This window comes from Rhodococcus sp. SB1D (genome assembly GCF_048573875.1).
Lineage (GTDB): Bacteria > Actinomycetota > Actinomycetes > Mycobacteriales > Mycobacteriaceae > Rhodococcus_F > Rhodococcus_F qingshengii.
The window spans coordinates 33,599-49,269 of record NZ_JBMAIQ010000013.1; the positions used below are offsets into that span (position 1 = coordinate 33,599).

Genomic DNA, 15,671 nt, shown 5'->3' on the forward strand with positions numbered 1-15,671 from the left:
GTCTCTGGTTATCGAAAGTGTGTTCGATTAGACTTTGGGCATGGACAGTCGGGAAGCGTGGCAGCTGGATGGTGAGGGCCTCAAGGGTGAGGTTTTGGATCTGGTGCGTGTCCGGCACGAGTTGCAGTCGCGGATGGTGTTGCTGATCGTGGAGATGTTTTCCCGTGAGGTTCTCGGTGGGAAGGGTTTTCGGGCGATCGCGCAGTGGTTGCATGGTTCGACGAATCTGGAGATCGGTGAGTGCAGTCTGCTGGTCGGGTTGGCGCGGTTGTTGATGCTCGAACCTGTTGTCGCGGATGCATTCCATCGCGGTGACGTGGATGCGTTGAAGGCGCGTCAGGTGGCGTCGTTTTGTCAGCATCCGCCCAAGAACATGACCCTGGCGGATGTGGACAAGGCTCGCGGGATTCTGTTGGGGTTGGCGTCGCAGAACATTGCCGATTGTGATGCGGTGCGGGCGGCGATCCGGCGGATCGAGAAGCAGTACGGCAAGCGTGAGGACGGCGTTCCGGTGGGTGAGGATTCGGAGCGTAACGAGTTCTACGCCTCGAAAGGTTTGTACGGGCGTGTGACCGTGAAGGGTGACTTGGATGCGGTGAACGGGGCCCGTCTGATCACGTTGTTGTCGAGTCTGTCTGCGCCGACGCCGGAGAAAGACGGCGTCAAGGACACCCGTACGCCGGCGCTGCGGCGCGCGGACGGGTTCTGCGAACTACTGCGCCGGTACGAGCGGGCGGGGCTGGGTCCGATCGAGGGCGGAGTGAAACCGCACATCACAGTCACCGCCAGTGCAAAAGACATGACCGACCTCAAAGCCTTGAAGGATCTACTGCCGTCGACTCAGGAACTGGGTTTCGCGTGGGCGGATTGGGTGGGTCCGATCAGTATCGACACGGCCCGGATGTTGGCGTGCGACTGCACCGTGACGCGGATCCTCCTGGACGAGAATGGTGTTCCGCTCGACTGCGGTAAGGAAGCGAGAACGGCGACGGTTCCGCAGCGGCGGGCGTTGGCGGTTCGTGATGGTGGGTGTGCGTTTCCGGGGTGCGGGACTCCGTCGGGGTGGTGCGATGCCCATCATATTGTTCACTGGAACGATGGTGGCCCAACAGATCTCGACAACCTGATCTTGTTGTGCGGTCATCACCACCGGACGATGCACCACACCGAATGGCGGGTCGAGATCGGACCGGATCGGAAGACGGTGTTCTATCCGCCGATGTCTGTTGATCCGTATCAACAGCCGATCGGCGGGAACAGCCCACCCACAGCAGCCTGAACCGCGACAACTGAAGACGTGAGCACCGGGGCATCACCATGCCCCGGTGCTGACGGCTGTCTACTGTCAGAACGCTAGTGTCAGAACGTGAGCGTGAGTCGCCCGTTCTCGTCGCTGATGTGAACAGTTCGCCCGATCGACGGAGGGTTGTCACCGCGAAGCTGGGTCAGTTCGGTGGCATTCTCGGGACCGGTGTGACCGGCGACGCGGCCGCCGTCCGGCGTTGCCGCGATCACGAACCCGATCTCAGGCTCCCCGGTGCGGCCGTATTCGACAGAGGCCGTAACTATTTCCGCCGTGCCCGTGTAATCAGTGATCAGTTCCGGAACCTCCGCAGTTAGCGCGCGTGCGTCGGGATCACCGACGTACCCGCCAGCGTGAGCGGCGGACGACAGCAGTACGCAGTGCTGGTAGGTGAGGAATCCACCGTTGCCGTGGACGAGGGCAAGGTTCGCGCCGTCGCGAATTCGCCTGGTGACTTCAGCGACGGAATGCAGGGTGTAGCTGTTGAGCGGTCCGCCGAAGAACGAGTGTCCTCCGGTGACGCTTGGGATCGCGGTATCGGGAAGTCCGAGTTCGCGGATCAACAGCTTGGGCACGATCGGGAAGCAGCTGTAGGCATCGACGATGTCGAGTGCGTCGGCGCCGACTCCGGCACCGTCGAGTGTGCGATGTACGGCGTCATGCATCGCGGCCGAGCTGTCGAAGCTGTTGCGGCTGAGTATGTCCAACGGATCACTCGCACCTGCGCCGCCCCAGAGGTACACCAGCTTGTTTTCATCGATCCCGAACTCGCGGGCCGTCGACAACGAGCAGACGACAACGGCCGCAGCCTGATTGACGAAAGGCATGGCGTTGAGCATCAGCGGGTACGGCTCGGAGACCATCCGATTGCCGGGGCCGACGGTGCCGATCTCGTCTGCCGATCGGATCTCCGACGTCCAGGAGGCGGGATTCTTCGAAGCCAGTTCCGAGAACGCGGCGTACATCCGCGCGGACCAGTCGAGCGATTCACGGGCGTCGTGGCCCTCGGCAGCACTGAAACAGTTCTCGAAGAGCGGGTAGACACGAGTCGGCACGATGAAACCGGCGCGCTGCATTTCGGGGCTTCCCAGGTCGGTCGGATCGAATCCGGGAGGCCCACCGGGCGCGGCTGTCCACCCGATCGAGTCGGGGGCGACTCCGGACTTTCGCAGCGCGGTGCTGCTGGCGTGCGATTCGCCGCCCACGAGCAGAGCAGCCGAGGATTCACCGCGAGCGATGGCCGCGCCGATCCGATCGAGGAGTGCCGCGGGCCAGTGGCCACCGATCGGCGAGGTAGAGGTGACCGTGGGGGTCGCGCCTAATCGTGAGGCAAGCAGCCCGGGGAGATCGTCGTACGACCAGCTGACTGTCTTGATCGCGAACACGGAATCGATCTGTGTTCCCAGTTCAGCGTGTCCACTGTCGTTCAACGCGCCGACGGTGGCGTCGTGAATCAGATCGAGGGGTTCGCGGTGCCCATCGGCAGGATTCCAGCGCAGATCGCCGACGCCGACGATGACCGGGATTCGTGATGCGTCAACCATCATGTACCTCTCGTTGCCGACCCGTAGCCGGGAGTTGCAGTCACGATATCGGGGACCCTGGTATGTGTAACTCTGGGGTCACAGTCAACAATTTTCGGGTTCCTATTTAGGTATGCCTAACGAAAGTCCTATACTCGTCTTCATGACAGCTGTGGCAGAGAGAATTTCGGTGCCCGTGGGGCCGCGTTCCATCGATCACCCCTACTCGATGACAACGGTGACTCTGAAGCTCTCTCATCAGCGGCAGTGGGCCCCGCATCGTCATCCTGAACATGAGCTGATCTGGGGAAACTCCGGTGGAATGCTCACGGTTGTCGCTGACGGCATCACCTGGGAGGTTCCGCCTTCGGCCGGACTGTGGCTGCCTGCCGGGGCGTTGCATGCCGTGAAGGCAGGTCCGGGTACGGAGTTCTTCTGCACCTACTTCCGGCCCGAGGCTCACGCCGCGCCGTCGGGTGTTCCGGGCTTGTTCGGTGTCAGCGCTCTCCTGCGTGAGGTACTCCTGCACATGCATCGGCGGAACATGCCCGACGAGGCGCGCAGTCGCGCCGAGCGGGTGGCCTTCGACATGTTGCAGCCGCTCGAAGTTGCTGCGGTGGAGGTTCCGATGCCGACCGATCCGCGAGCGTTGTTCGTCGCCGAAGCGTTGGTCGCCAATCCGGCAGACCAGCGGTCGCTGTCCGAATGGGCGCTGACGGCTGGCGGTAGCGTCCGTACGCTGACGCGCGTGTTCGCGCAGGGCACTGGAATGACTTTTGCGCAGTGGCGAATACAGGTACGTGTCCGCGCAGCATTGACGTATTTAGCTGCTGGAGTGCCGGTTTCGGTTGTCAGTAGGCGGGTCGGATACGAAACTCCGAGTGCCTTTGTCGCGGTGTTCCGCCGGGTCACCGGCCGCACACCCGGCAGCATGATGAACAAGGGGAGTGTGGCGCCCGAATCGGTGCCGTACCTTCTGCACGCATGAGTTGGGTTGCACCGGGCGGAAGTGCTCGGTGCAACCGTCGCGGTCAACTCCGCGGAGCGGACCACGCTTCCCACAGCTCCGCATACCGACCCCCGAGGTTGACCAACTCGTCGTGAGAGCCGTGCTCGACGACGCGGCCGTCGTCCATCACCAGGATCTGATCGGCGTCGACGGCCTGTGAGAGTCGGTGTGCCACTGTGACAGCAGTGCGACCTCGGGTCAGAGCGAGAGCGGCATCGTCGAGGACCCTGGCTCCGGCGCTGCCCGCTTCGGCGGTCGCCTCGTCGAGAATCAGCAGCGGCGGATCCAGTAATTCGATTCTTGCCAACGCAAGTTGTTGTGCCTGTGTTGCGGTCAGCCGGTGTCCACCGTCTCCGACCACGGTTTCGAGTCCGTCCGGGAGAGCCCGCAGCCAATCCGACGCGCCGACGGTATCGAGCGCCGCGGTGATGTCGTTGTCGGTTGCCGACGGGTCGGCCAGCCGCAGATCCTCGGCCAACGTGCCGGCGAAGACGTGGACCTCCTGAGTCACGAGGGCCACCGCGCTCCGAGATGTCGACGGTGGCAGTTCGTTCCGGGGCACCGTCCCGATCTTCACGACGCCTTCGGTCGGTTCGTAGGTTCCCGCGATCAGCTTTGCGACTGTAGATTTTCCGGCTCCGGTAGCGCCCACCAGTGCGGTGACGGTTCCTGCCGGAATGGTGATGTCGATGTCTCGCAGAACAGGAGCGTCGCCGCTTCGGTACGAGAACGTGACGCGTTCCAAAGAAGCTGAGCTGTCGACAGGTTCCTGCGGATCGGTCGGTGCAGATGGCACGGGCGCAAGCGTGACTCCGACCAGGCGAGCCAACGCTATTGTGCCTTCCTGCAATTCGTCGAACACGCTGAGAACTGCGCCCACCGGATCGAAGAGGCGGTGGAAGAACAGGGCTGCGGCGGTGGCGGCACCGATGCTGATCTGACCGTCCTTCACCAGCCAGAAGCCGGTGATCAGCACAGCGGACAGGCCGATGAACTCCGCGATGTTGAGCCGGCCGAAGAACCTGGTGCGTAGACGCGTGGTCAACAAGCTCAGGCGGACGGCGGCCATAGATCGAGATTCGATCCGTTCGAGATGCGACTCGGCCAGGCGAAGCGATCCGACGGTGTCGGAGTTGCTCAGCGAGTCCAGGAGCTGTTGCGCACGTGCACCTTCTGCCTCCCGCTCCTCGCGGTAGACCGGTGCCGACCTCGAGAGGTACCAACGCAGCGCCTGGATCTGGATGGGTGCCGCGATCACCGCGGCGACGGCGAATCTCCAATCGAGGCTACCCAATCCGATCAGGGTCAACACGATGGTCAGTGCCGCGGTGGCAAAAACCGGAAGTGCTTCGGATACGGCCCGGGTCACCAACCGCACGTCGCCGGTGATGCGGGAGACGAGATCTCCGCGCCCGGCCCGTTCGACGTCGCTCTGCGGAAGGTCGAGAACCCGGACGACGACTTCTTCGCGAAGGTCGGCGACAACGCGCTCGCCGACGCCGGCGAGTAGGTAGTTGCTCATTCCGACGAGAAGTGACGAGGCAACCGCGATGCCGACCAACGCGAGAGTCAGTGTGCCGATGCGAGAGACAGCGTCGCCGTCTGCGTCGGTCACGGCGTCGACCATGGCGCCGAGGACCAGCGGTGTGAGCAGACCGATCGCGGTCGCGGCGGTCAGGGTGACGACTGCTGCGATCGCGGAAATCCGGTGGGGTCCCATCAACCGAAGTGCCGCGCGCCGCGCCTGTTTCGGTGTTGCGGTGGGGAGTAGTTCGTTCACAGCTCGATCACCCGATCGCAGATATCGAGCAGCACTGGGCTGCTGGTCAGAAGTATTGTGGCGTGTGCCCCGCGTACCTCGGCGATCCCGCGAGCAATGCGCGCTTCGGTGACGGAGTCGACGGCAGTGGTGGGATCGTGCAGGACCAGGACGGGAGCTTCGCTCGCCAGTGCCCTCGCCAACGCGATGCGCTGACGCTGACCGCCGGACAAAGAATTCCCTTGCTCGGTGACTCGGGTTGCGAGGCCGAGCGGCAGTGCCGAGATCACTTGATCTGCCGCAGCAGCGGCGATGGCCTCGTCGTTGCGGCTGCCGATCGGTGCGACGGCGTCGATGTTGTCGCCGACTGTGCCGATGAACAGTGCCGCGTCGTGCGGTGCTGCCAGAACGTGAGTGCGAAGTTCGTCGATGTGCAGCTCGTGAATGGCGTTGTCGCCGAGATGAATTGTTCCGCTCGAAGGCTCGATTCGACGCGCCAGTGCGTCGACCAACGCATCCGCCCAGGCGGCATTCTCGGTGACGATGCCGATGATCTCGCCGCGTTTGACGTCGAGATCGACTGGTGACGCTCCGGCCAACACGACGTCGCGCAGCGTCAGGAACTCGGAGTGATTCAGGGACACAGGTTCACCCGCGGGAGTGACAGCCTCGCCGGTCCCGAGAAGTGCTGCGACGCGGTTGGCGGAAGCACGCGCCCGTGCCAGACCGGCGCCGAAGTAGATGATGTCGATCAACGGACCCCGAAGGAACTGTGCCAGACCAACCACGGCAACGAATTCACCGACCGAGATGCTCCCGGACGCTGCCATCCGTCCGCCCACGTACGCGATGACGGCGAGGAAAGCGCCGGCGATCGCAACGTTGGCGGCGGAGTACATCGCTTGGTATCTCTGTGCGCGAAGGGTTGCTCCCAACGAAGTCCGGCTGGCTCCCCGATACCGCTGCGCTGCAGCATCTCCGGCGCCGATTCCGGAGAGGATTCGGAGTCCGGAGAGTAGATCCGCGGCTAGCGCGCCGGCCTTGGCGCCCTGCCACTGATCGGTTTCGGCTCGGCGTTCGAGCGGCCGACTGACCACCTGCATGAGAGCCAGCACCGGGGGAGTGCCGAGGATGACGAGCAGGCCGAGTGGCACCGAGATCACCAGTAGCGAAATCGCGGCGGTCAGCACTCCGCAGGCGGCCGCAAGTTTGGTGCTCAGCGTGTGCGTGAATCCGGCCACCGAACCCGCGTCGGATGTTGCAATCGAGTAGACCTCGCCCGGCATACGCCGCGGCGACATGCCGTGCGGATCGAGGCCTCGGCGCGCGATGTCCATCCGCAAGCGATGTGCTCCGTGCTCGGTGACGGAATCGGAGATGCGCGCCGCGAAGCGCCAACTGAGCAACAAGCCGGTGAAGAGAATTCCGAGAACGAGGATCCACTTTCCGAGTGCGGCGGCATCGCTGGTCGCCACAGCACGGTCGATGACCGCACCGATCACCACCGGCACCAACGCTTCCGCGACCTGGTGGCCGGTGAAGCCGACGGACGCGGCCGCCAGCTTGGCTCCGCGACCTTCGGAAGCGATCGCGCGTGTGATTACCTGACGCGGCGTGATCGCCGGGCTGGTTGGGGGACCGTTTGTCTCGGCCGAAAGAAGTGGTGTCGAAGGCACTGGGTCCACGCTAGGGATCGTGGGCGGTAGTCAGAAGTCACACCGGTGCCAATACTTGTCGTGAACAGGCCATACGTATTGCGTTGGCCGAATTGCGATAGTAGTTGGCCCCGTTGCAGCGGAGAAGGCATCGACTCATCGACGACACTGCAATAAATTAAGGTCTACCTTACTTAGCGCGGGTTAACTATGTCCGGAAGTCGGATGGATCCTCGTGTTCGGGTCCGGTTCATGTTCCATCGATGTTGGAGATTGTTGTGAGTCTTGTGTTCGGCGAGGTACTTCACAAGGAGTACGTGACCCCGGGAATGGTTCGTATCGTGTTCGGTGGGGAGGAGCTGACCGCCTTCGAAACCACCGGTACCGGTGACGAATACCTGCGCCTCCACTTCCCGGTCCCGGCTACAGGCAAGTTCGTTCTACCGGCGGAAGATCCGGATGCACCGCGCGGTTGGCGATACCCGGAGGGAGAGGAACCGTCCCCGTGCCAGCCGTACACCGTGCGACGGTTCGATTCCGAAACCAGCTGCATGACGATCGACTTCGTCGTTCACGAGGGTGGTATCGCCAGCGAGTGGGCACAGAAGGCCGAGATCGGTGACAAGTTGGCGATCGGCGAGTCTCGTGGCCTCTACGAGCCCCCGGCCGACGCACGTTGGCAGGTGTTCGTCGCCGACGCGACTGGACTCCCCGCACTCGGGCGCTTGATCGAACAGTTGCCCGCCGGGATGTCGGCCAAGGCGATCGTCGAGGTGGTGGACGAGTCTCACAAGCAGCAGATCACCTCGGACGCCGACGTCGAGTTCATCTGGCTGGTCGGCAGTGGCAACGGTGTTGCACCGTCGAAGTTGCCGGACGCGGTTCGCGCGATGAACTTGCCCACCGAACTCGGATACGTGTGGGTTGCAGGCGAGAGCACGATGCTCCGTGACATCCGCAAGTACCTTCGCCACGAACTGAAGTTGCCGGGTGAGCAGTACAAGGTCATCGGCTACTGGACGTACAAAGCCGAGGTGTGGAACGCGAAGTACGAGGCCCTCGACGAAAGTGTCCGCGCGGCACTCGATGCGGCTTGGGAATCGGACCGCGACGAGGAAGAGATCCGCGACGAGGTCGAGAAGACTCTAGAGAGCGCCGGCTTGTGACCGTTGGATTCGACAAGAGTGCTGTCGACAGCGGTGCGGCGGACAAGAGTGCAGTCGACAAACACACCGAAGAACTGGTCGACGAGTCGCTGCACGAGAAGCAGAAGCAACCGGACGGCCTGGTATCGACCAACTCTCGTCGTATGGCGGGTCTTCTGGTGTGCCTGGTGGTGCTCGCCGCCGTGCTCCTGCTGAGTATCGCGGTGGGATCGAAGACCATTCCGTTCGGGACCGTGATCGACGCGCTGGTGAACTACGACGACTCGAACGATCACGTGATCATCCGTGACCTGCGACTACCGCGTACTCTGCTCGGTCTGATAGTTGGTATGGCACTGGGTGTGGCCGGTGGCCTCATCCAGGCGATGACACGAAATCCCTTGGCTGATCCCGGAATTCTCGGTGTCAATGCCGGCGCGGGCTTCGCGATGGTCGTTGCCGTCGCGGTCTTCGGCTTGACCAGCATCTGGTCGTACATATGGTTCGCTTTCCTCGGAGCGGTGATAGCCACGGCGATCGTCTACACGCTGGGCTCGATCGGTCGAGGTGGTGCGACGCCCATTCGGCTGACGCTTGCCGGTGTTGCCATCGGCTCCGTGCTCGGCGGTATTTCGTCCGGGATCACCTTGCTCAACCCGACCGCCTTCGACCAGATGCGCCAGTGGAATGCCGGCTCACTCAGCGGGCGTTCGTTGGAAATCGTTCTCGCCGTCGCACCGTTCATTCTCATCGGGCTCTTCCTGGCGCTCGCGTTGGCGCGCCAACTCAACGCGGTGGCCCTGGGTGACGATCTGGCACGTTCGCTCGGTGCCAACATCACTCGTACTCGCATCCTCGGTGTCATCGCGGTGACATTGCTGTGTGGCGCGGCGACAGCTGCGGCCGGGCCGATCGGATTCGTCGGATTGATGGTTCCGCACGTCGCGAGATGGTTCGTCGGACCGGATCAGCGATGGATTCTCCCGTACACGTTGGTGTGCTCGCCGATTCTTCTTCTCTTCTCCGACGTCGTCGGCCGAATCGTGCTGCGCCCGGGTGAACTTCAGGTCGGCATCGTCACGGCCTTCATCGGCGCTCCGGTGCTGATCATGCTGGTGCGTCGAAGCAAGGTGAGCGGTCTGTGAGCATCGATTTCGGGCGCGCCACCACGGTGGTGCGCTCACCCAAAGAAGGCTGGTCCGCGCGGATCGACGTCCGCACGGTCACAGTCTGCCTCGTCCTCGTTGCGCTTGCATTGGCCATCGGTGTCATCGCGCTCGGTAGTGGTGACTACCAAGTGCCGATCGGGGACGTCCTCGGTGCACTGTTCGGCGAAGCCCCCGCGCGTATCCACATGGTCGTCGTGGAATGGCGTCTGCCCCGAGTTCTGTTGGCGCTGATGCTCGGTGCGGCGCTCGGCATGAGCGGTGCGATCTTCCAATCGCTGACCAGGAACCCGTTGGGTAGCCCGGACATCATCGGCTTCAACTCCGGTGCGTACACGGGCGCTTTGGTGGTCATCCTCCTCATCGGTGGTACTTACTACGAGATCGCAGTCGGTGCTCTGGTGGGCGGAATCGCCACCGCAGCAGTTGTTTATCTCCTTGCGTACAAGCGAGGTGTGCAGGGATTCCGGTTGATCATCGTCGGTATCGCCATCAGCGCGATGTTGGGCTCGGTCAACACCTGGATGATCCTCAAGGCGAAACTTGACGACGCCATGGCTGCCGCAGTGTGGGGTGCCGGTTCGTTGAACGGACTCGGCTGGACTCAGGTGTGGCCGGTGGTCGTCGTGCTGGCCATCCTCGTTCCGCTGATCCTGGTGTTGGGCAGGCGGATGCAGATGCTCGAGATGGGCGACGACGCCGCCAAGGCGCTCGGCGTCCGGGCCGAACCCACGCGGCTTTCCCTGGTTGTTCTCGGCGTCGCCCTGACGGCCATGGTGACAGCAGCGGCCGGTCCCATCGGGTTCGTCTCGCTGGCGGCTCCGCAGTTGGTGAGGCGATTGACCGGTAGTGCCGGAGTGACCCTGCTGCCGTCGGCAGCAATGGGTGGCGCGTTGCTGATGGTCAGCGACTGGGTGGCGCAGCGAGCTTTCGCGCCGACACAGTTGCCGGTCGGCGTCGTCACCGTCTCCATCGGTGGCATCTATTTCGTATGGCTTCTCGCGCGAGAGGCACGTAAGCAGTGATCGGTGAAGGAACGAGGAACAGCGTGAACGAGACAAGTACGGCCGCCGTCGTGGTCGAAAGGACGAATCGGCTTCGCGCCGAGGACGTCACGATCGGTTACGACAAGCGCGTCATCTCGGAACACCTCGACGTCGAAATCCCCGACGGTGGCTTCACCGTCATCGTCGGTCCCAATGCCTGCGGCAAGTCGACGCTTCTGCGTGCGCTGTCCCGGTTGCTCAAGCCGACCACCGGCAAGGTCCTTCTCGACGGTAAGGCGATCACGTCGTACCCGGCAAAGGAAGTTGCGAGGCGACTCGGGCTTCTGCCGCAGACGTCGATCGCGCCGGACGGAATCAAAGTCGCCGATCTGGTTGCGCGAGGGCGTTATCCGCACCAGAAGCTGATCCGCCAGTGGTCCCGAGAGGACGAGGCCGCCGTCATCAAGGCGATGGAGGCAACCAAGGTCACGGATCTGTCGGCCAGGCCGGTCGACGAACTGTCCGGTGGTCAGCGCCAACGTGTCTGGGTAGCTATGGTTCTCGCGCAGCAGACTCCGTTGGTGCTACTGGACGAGCCGACGACGTTCCTCGACATCGCGCACCAGATCGAGCTGCTGGAACTCTGCCGCGATCTGAACGAGAACGACGGACACACGCTGGTGGCGGTGCTTCACGATCTCAATCACGCGTGCCGCTACGGAACTCACATCATCGCGATGAAGGACGGCGCGGTGGTCGCCGAGGGCCCGCCCGCGGAGATCATCACCGAAGAACTGGTGCAGGAGGTGTTCGGCATGGCGTGCCGCATCATCGACGATCCGGTTTCCCACACACCGCTGGTCATTCCGCTGGGACGCGAGCGTCAGCGAAACATCGAAGGAGCAAAGGTATGACACTCGTCCTGGATGCGCAGGTTACCGACACGGAGTGGGCTCAGATCGTCGACCGCATTTCGCGACGCCGATTCTTCGGTGGCGCAGCTGGTGTGGCTGCAGCATTGGCGCTGAGCGCCTGCGGAAGCTCCGATGGCGAATCCGACTCTGCCAGTGACACTCTCCCGTACACGTGGGCCGAGTTCAGCGGCGACGTTCCGCGCGACCCGAGGCGTGTGGTGGTGCTCGACGGCCGCGTCGACCTCGAATTCGCGATGATGATGGACTACCCGATCGTCGGATCGGGCAACTTCTGGTTCCCCGACGCCAAGGCAGGATTCCAGTTTCCCGGCCGCACCATCGAGGACGCGAGCTTCGTCAACGTCGCCGGCGACTTCTCCACCAACTTCGAGGCTCTGCTCGCTCTCGAGCCCGATCTGATCGTCATCACTGCGATCGGATACACCAGTGACTGGTACGGCACCGAGCGCTTGTCTTCCATCGCGCCGCTGTTGGTCGTCGGCGACGACGTCGAACCGATTGCCGGGCACCCGGTCGACTGGCGAGGTGCTCTGATGGCGCAGGCGAGCCAGCTCGACCGGGTGACGATCGCCGAGGCTTCCATTGCGGAGTACGACGACAAGCTCGCGAGACTGCGACCGATGTTGCAGGAGAAGCTGGGCGGAGAGAAGATCGTGTTCGGCGTTCAGACGCCGACGGGCTTCCTTGTGCATCAGCGGAATCTGCGAATCAGTGTTGCACTCGATGCCGGCCTGGACGTGCTTTTCCGTGACGACGACAATGCAGAGAACTCGTTCGAGTTGTCGTTCGAGCAACTCGACACCTTGGCTCCGGCGGATGTGATCATCGCCCAAGCACGCGATCAGGAAGCGCTCGACGCGATCAAGTCGCAGCCGACGTGGCAGCGGTTGCCTGCAGTTCAAGCGGGCAACGTGTTGACCAGCGACGCGCGATACAACCAAGGATTTGCGCTCACCGCGGCCATCTTCCTCGACGTTCTCGAGGAAGCGGCCGGACGAATCACTGCTGGTCAGTAATTCAGGCGACGTTGCGGGCCTGGTCGAGTAGTTGTGCAACCTGCTCGAACCAGGCGCCGTAATTGGCGTAGGTGTTGGGACGCTTGTCGTCGAAGTCGATCACCTGGTTCGCGGTCACCGCGGGCAGCTTGACGAACACGGGTGATGCCGCGAATGCCTCTGCCGACTTCGCGAACTGGAACACGATGTCCGCCGGATAGTCCGGTACCTGTTCCCAGCTGAGATCGGCCCAGCCCTTGTCGCCTCCCGGACCGGTGAACTTCACGCCCAGTTCCTTCAGGTAACCGAACTGAGCGAGCGCAGTTGTGCCTGCGTACAACTCGGAGCTGTCACCGTTCAGGGCGAGGACTTCGATGTCGTCGACCTTGGCCGCAGCAGTTCGGATGCGCTCTGCACCGGATTCGAATGCTTCCTTGCCCTCGCGTGCTGCGGCTGTGTCGGTGTTCCCGCCGAGTGCTTCGGCGAGTGAGGCGTACTCGTTCAACACGTCCGGTGTCGAGGCTCCGGAGAACTTGACGCCGACAAACGGTGCAACATTGTTGACGGTCTTGCCCATCGGCTCGTCCCACCAAGTCCATCGTGTCGGGTCGTCGCTGTTGCCGTACCCGATGACCAGGTCTGGGTCCAGCGCCGCAAGAGCTTCCGCGCTGAGTTCACCTTCACGGCCGACGACGGTCATCGTCGACTCGTCAGCGCGATCGGTGACGTCTGGATTGCCGACGCCGTAACCGAAGATGCCGACCGGCCGAATGCCGTAGTCCCACAGAGCCGCAGCGGAGTACGCGTCGACGACGATCCGCTCCGGGGCGTGGTCGAGGGTGATCGTGTTTCCGTATCCCGTTGTGTAACTCCAGGACTGGTCGGCAGACCTGGTCTCGGTAGAGGGCGCTGCGTCGCTACTTCCGCAACCGACGAGTAGGAGCGTGGCGACGGCGGGTAGTGCGGCGAAGCCGGCGAGCCGGCGATTGATTTTCATGAGAACCTTCCGAACATGGCGAAATAAGCTAGGTAAGCCTAACCTGACATGTCATTCGGGTGTTCTCGGGGTCAGTTGCCCTGCCACATCTGAAGCCATTCGCTCCAGGACGGGGGAGTGATCGTTGGTCGAGGTGTTCCGCCACGAAGTCCGTCGAGCATGAAGTCGAGATAGCGCGTGTGTATTTCGGTGGCTCGATCACCCTCGATCGGCAGAGTCGGCCGCAGATGCACTGTCATGAGCATGACGTCTGCAGCAGTGAAGTCGGGCGGGACTTCGCGAGCGTCGATGCAGACGTCGACCATCGATTGCAGTGCGGCCTCCAATTCTTCGGCGGCACGAGTGACTTCGGCGTGTTCAGGTAACTTGCCGCCGAGGACCGGAATGAGCGGTCCCACTGATTCGGTGAGATATCGCGAGAAGAACGTCTTCAATACGGCTTCATCGGTTTTCGCGGTGCTCATGCACTCTCGGGCGAGGGTGGCGAGGTGGTCGATCGCCCAGACGCGCAGGGATTGCGCCAGTTCCTCCTTGCCTCGGTATCGGCGATAGATGCTGCCTACTCCCACTCCGGCCCGGGTGGCAATTGCCGATACCGGTGCATTCCAACCCTGTTCGGCAAAAATCTCGCGCGCTGCTCGCAGTACGGTGACGTCGTTGTCTGCGGCTTCTCGGGCGCGTCCGGGGAGGCTCGCATTCTCTTTCGCCATTCCCACAGGCTAGCAATGCATGGTTTACTCGATCGGAACGGAGTGTTCCGTTCCGATTCGATTCATGATTGGAGGAAGGTGTCGATGACAACCTTGGCGGAGGCGCCCACGCGATCCGGGAGCCGGGTGATCGCCGCGCTTGCGGGGGCGGTACTCGTCTACTCGCTCATGCAGACCATGCTGGTACCGGCGTTGCCGGTGTTGGGTGAGCATTTCGACACGTCCGTGGCGGTGACCGGCTGGATCCTGACGGCGTACCTGTTGGCGGCCGCGGTGATGGCTCCGATAGTCGGCGCGATGGGTGACCGATTCGGCGACAAGCGAGTCCTGGTGATCGTCCTGATCATCTTCGCTCTCGCGACATTTGCCGCGGCAGCCGCCCCGAATATCGGGGTGCTGCTTGTCGTTCGAGCTGTCCAGGGAGTGAGCATGGCGAGCTTCCCGCTTGCGATGGCAGTACTGCGGAGAACGGTAGTAGGTCCCGAGTTGTCTTCAGGGATAGGTTGGCTCGCTGGGACTTTGGGAATCGGTGCCGGAAGTGCACTGGTGATCGGCGGTGTCATCCTCGAGTATCTCAGTTGGCAGTGGTTGTTCGTGATCACCGGGATCTTGATCGTGCTCGCATTGGTCGCAGTGGTGGCCGTGGTTCCGGGCTCGCATCGCCGCCCGGGTATGCCGACGGACTGGGCCGGTGCCGGCGCTCTGGCGTTCGGATTGGTGAGCCTGCTATTGGCGATCACGAAAGCCTCCGACTGGGGAGTTTTGTCGCTCGGATTCTGGGGTCTGGTGGTAGTCGCGTTCGTTTCGTTCGCGACACTGATTGCCGTCGATTCCCGCCACGACGCGCCGATCGTCGACATGCGAGTTTTTCGGGACAAGCCGATGATGATCACCAGCGCACTCACCCTGGTGTTCGGGTTCGTGCCGTACATTTTCTATCTCTGTCTGCCGCGGATCCTCCAGGCGCCGGACACGTCCACGTACGGAAGCGGATTCACCGTTGTGCAGACCGGCTTGGCGCTCTTGCCCGCCGCTGTCCTCGTCTTTCTCGGTGGCCGCTTGACGCCGGCTCTCGCGCGGCGATTCGGGCCGCGGGTGCCCGCTGTCATCGCGCTGGCCCTCATGGCGGCGGGCGCAGTCGGACTCGCGATCTGGCCGAGTTCGGTGGTTGCGATCGTGGCGTTCTTTTCCCTCGTCGGATTGGGGAACGGCGTGGGGTTCGCGGTCTGTGCTCTGTTGGTTGCCTCGATCGTCCCGCCATCGGAAATGGCAGCAGCCAGTGGAGTCAACAGTGTGATCAGAACCGTCGGTTCGGCGGTGGGCGCCCCGGTGACCACAGCGGTCCTGGCGATCGGCATTTCCGGCGACTCGTTCGCGCTGGCGTTCGTGATGGGTGCCGTCATCAGTGTTGTCGCCTGTCTGCCGGCGATTGCACTTCCAGCGACGAGGACTGCACAAAAGGCGTGACTTATTGTAGGCTCCCCTAAT

General features: G+C 62.9%; 13 protein-coding genes. 8 read left to right on the top strand and 5 right to left on the bottom strand.

Annotated elements, in window-relative coordinates; translation table 11 throughout:
* The first annotated feature begins 40 nt into the window (after positions 1-40).
* A complete protein-coding gene (locus ACN50D_RS25275; protein ID WP_211920687.1) occupies positions 41-1,279 on the top strand; it encodes an HNH endonuclease signature motif containing protein in 1,239 nt (412 codons plus the stop codon).
* 80 nt (positions 1,280-1,359) lie between these two features.
* Here ACN50D_RS25275 and ACN50D_RS25280 read toward each other — a convergent pair whose 3' ends face one another.
* The gene (locus ACN50D_RS25280) at positions 1,360-2,850 is read right to left on the bottom strand and encodes an acetyl-CoA acetyltransferase (RefSeq protein ID WP_211920685.1); all 1,491 of its coding nucleotides are present in this window, start codon (positions 2,848-2,850) and stop codon (positions 1,360-1,362) included.
* A gap of 139 nt (positions 2,851-2,989) precedes the next feature.
* Here ACN50D_RS25280 and ACN50D_RS25285 point away from each other — a divergent pair, with 139 nt between their 5' ends.
* On the top strand, positions 2,990-3,814 hold the full coding sequence (locus tag ACN50D_RS25285) for a helix-turn-helix domain-containing protein (protein WP_003946247.1): 825 nt from the start codon (positions 2,990-2,992) through the stop codon (positions 3,812-3,814).
* Between the two features lie 43 nt (positions 3,815-3,857).
* Here ACN50D_RS25285 and ACN50D_RS25290 read toward each other — a convergent pair whose 3' ends face one another.
* Together ACN50D_RS25290 and ACN50D_RS25295 are read right to left on the bottom strand one after the other, a co-directional pair.
* A complete protein-coding gene (locus tag ACN50D_RS25290; protein WP_211920683.1) occupies positions 3,858-5,615 on the bottom strand; it encodes an ABC transporter ATP-binding protein in 1,758 nt (585 codons plus the stop codon).
* The gene (locus ACN50D_RS25295) at positions 5,612-7,270 is read right to left on the bottom strand and encodes an ABC transporter ATP-binding protein (RefSeq protein ID WP_307850416.1); all 1,659 of its coding nucleotides are present in this window, start codon (positions 7,268-7,270) and stop codon (positions 5,612-5,614) included. The genes ACN50D_RS25290 and ACN50D_RS25295 overlap by 4 nt, the downstream gene beginning before the upstream one ends.
* A gap of 257 nt (positions 7,271-7,527) precedes the next feature.
* Here ACN50D_RS25295 and ACN50D_RS25300 point away from each other — a divergent pair, with 257 nt between their 5' ends.
* Genes ACN50D_RS25300 through ACN50D_RS25320 form a run of 5 tightly spaced genes read left to right on the top strand, consistent with a single transcriptional unit; the run spans position 7,528 to position 12,497 of the window.
* Complete coding sequence (locus ACN50D_RS25300; protein WP_285183489.1) at positions 7,528-8,415, top strand: siderophore-interacting protein; 888 nt, start codon at positions 7,528-7,530, stop codon at positions 8,413-8,415.
* Positions 8,412-9,539 (top strand): Fe(3+)-siderophore ABC transporter permease, encoded by a 1,128-nt coding sequence (locus tag ACN50D_RS25305; RefSeq protein ID WP_211920679.1) that lies wholly within the window; start codon positions 8,412-8,414, stop codon positions 9,537-9,539. Before ACN50D_RS25300 ends, ACN50D_RS25305 begins: the two co-directional genes overlap by 4 nt.
* A complete protein-coding gene (gene fepG, locus ACN50D_RS25310; protein WP_003946259.1) occupies positions 9,536-10,585 on the top strand; it encodes an iron-enterobactin ABC transporter permease in 1,050 nt (349 codons plus the stop codon). Before ACN50D_RS25305 ends, fepG begins: the two co-directional genes overlap by 4 nt.
* Positions 10,586-10,608: 23 nt before the next feature.
* Positions 10,609-11,460 (top strand): ABC transporter ATP-binding protein, encoded by an 852-nt coding sequence (locus ACN50D_RS25315; RefSeq protein ID WP_050794099.1) that lies wholly within the window; start codon positions 10,609-10,611, stop codon positions 11,458-11,460.
* Positions 11,457-12,497, top strand: coding sequence for an ABC transporter substrate-binding protein (locus ACN50D_RS25320; protein ID WP_211920677.1), 1,041 nt, complete (start codon positions 11,457-11,459; stop codon positions 12,495-12,497). The genes ACN50D_RS25315 and ACN50D_RS25320 overlap by 4 nt, the downstream gene beginning before the upstream one ends.
* Before the next feature lies 1 nt (position 12,498).
* Here the strand turns inward: ACN50D_RS25320 and ACN50D_RS25325 are convergent, their stop codons facing one another.
* Positions 12,499-13,473 carry an ABC transporter substrate-binding protein gene (locus ACN50D_RS25325; protein ID WP_211920675.1) on the bottom strand — a complete coding sequence of 325 codons (975 nt, stop codon included), beginning with the start codon at positions 13,471-13,473 and terminating at the stop codon, positions 12,499-12,501.
* Between the two features lie 71 nt (positions 13,474-13,544).
* The gene (locus ACN50D_RS25330; RefSeq protein WP_030536301.1) at positions 13,545-14,183 is read right to left on the bottom strand and encodes a TetR/AcrR family transcriptional regulator; all 639 of its coding nucleotides are present in this window, start codon (positions 14,181-14,183) and stop codon (positions 13,545-13,547) included.
* Between the two features lie 84 nt (positions 14,184-14,267).
* On the opposite strand from ACN50D_RS25330, the gene ACN50D_RS25335 reads away from it, so the two are divergent.
* On the top strand, positions 14,268-15,650 hold the full coding sequence (locus ACN50D_RS25335) for an MFS transporter (protein ID WP_211920673.1): 1,383 nt from the start codon (positions 14,268-14,270) through the stop codon (positions 15,648-15,650).
* Positions 15,651-15,671: the final 21 nt, after the last annotated feature.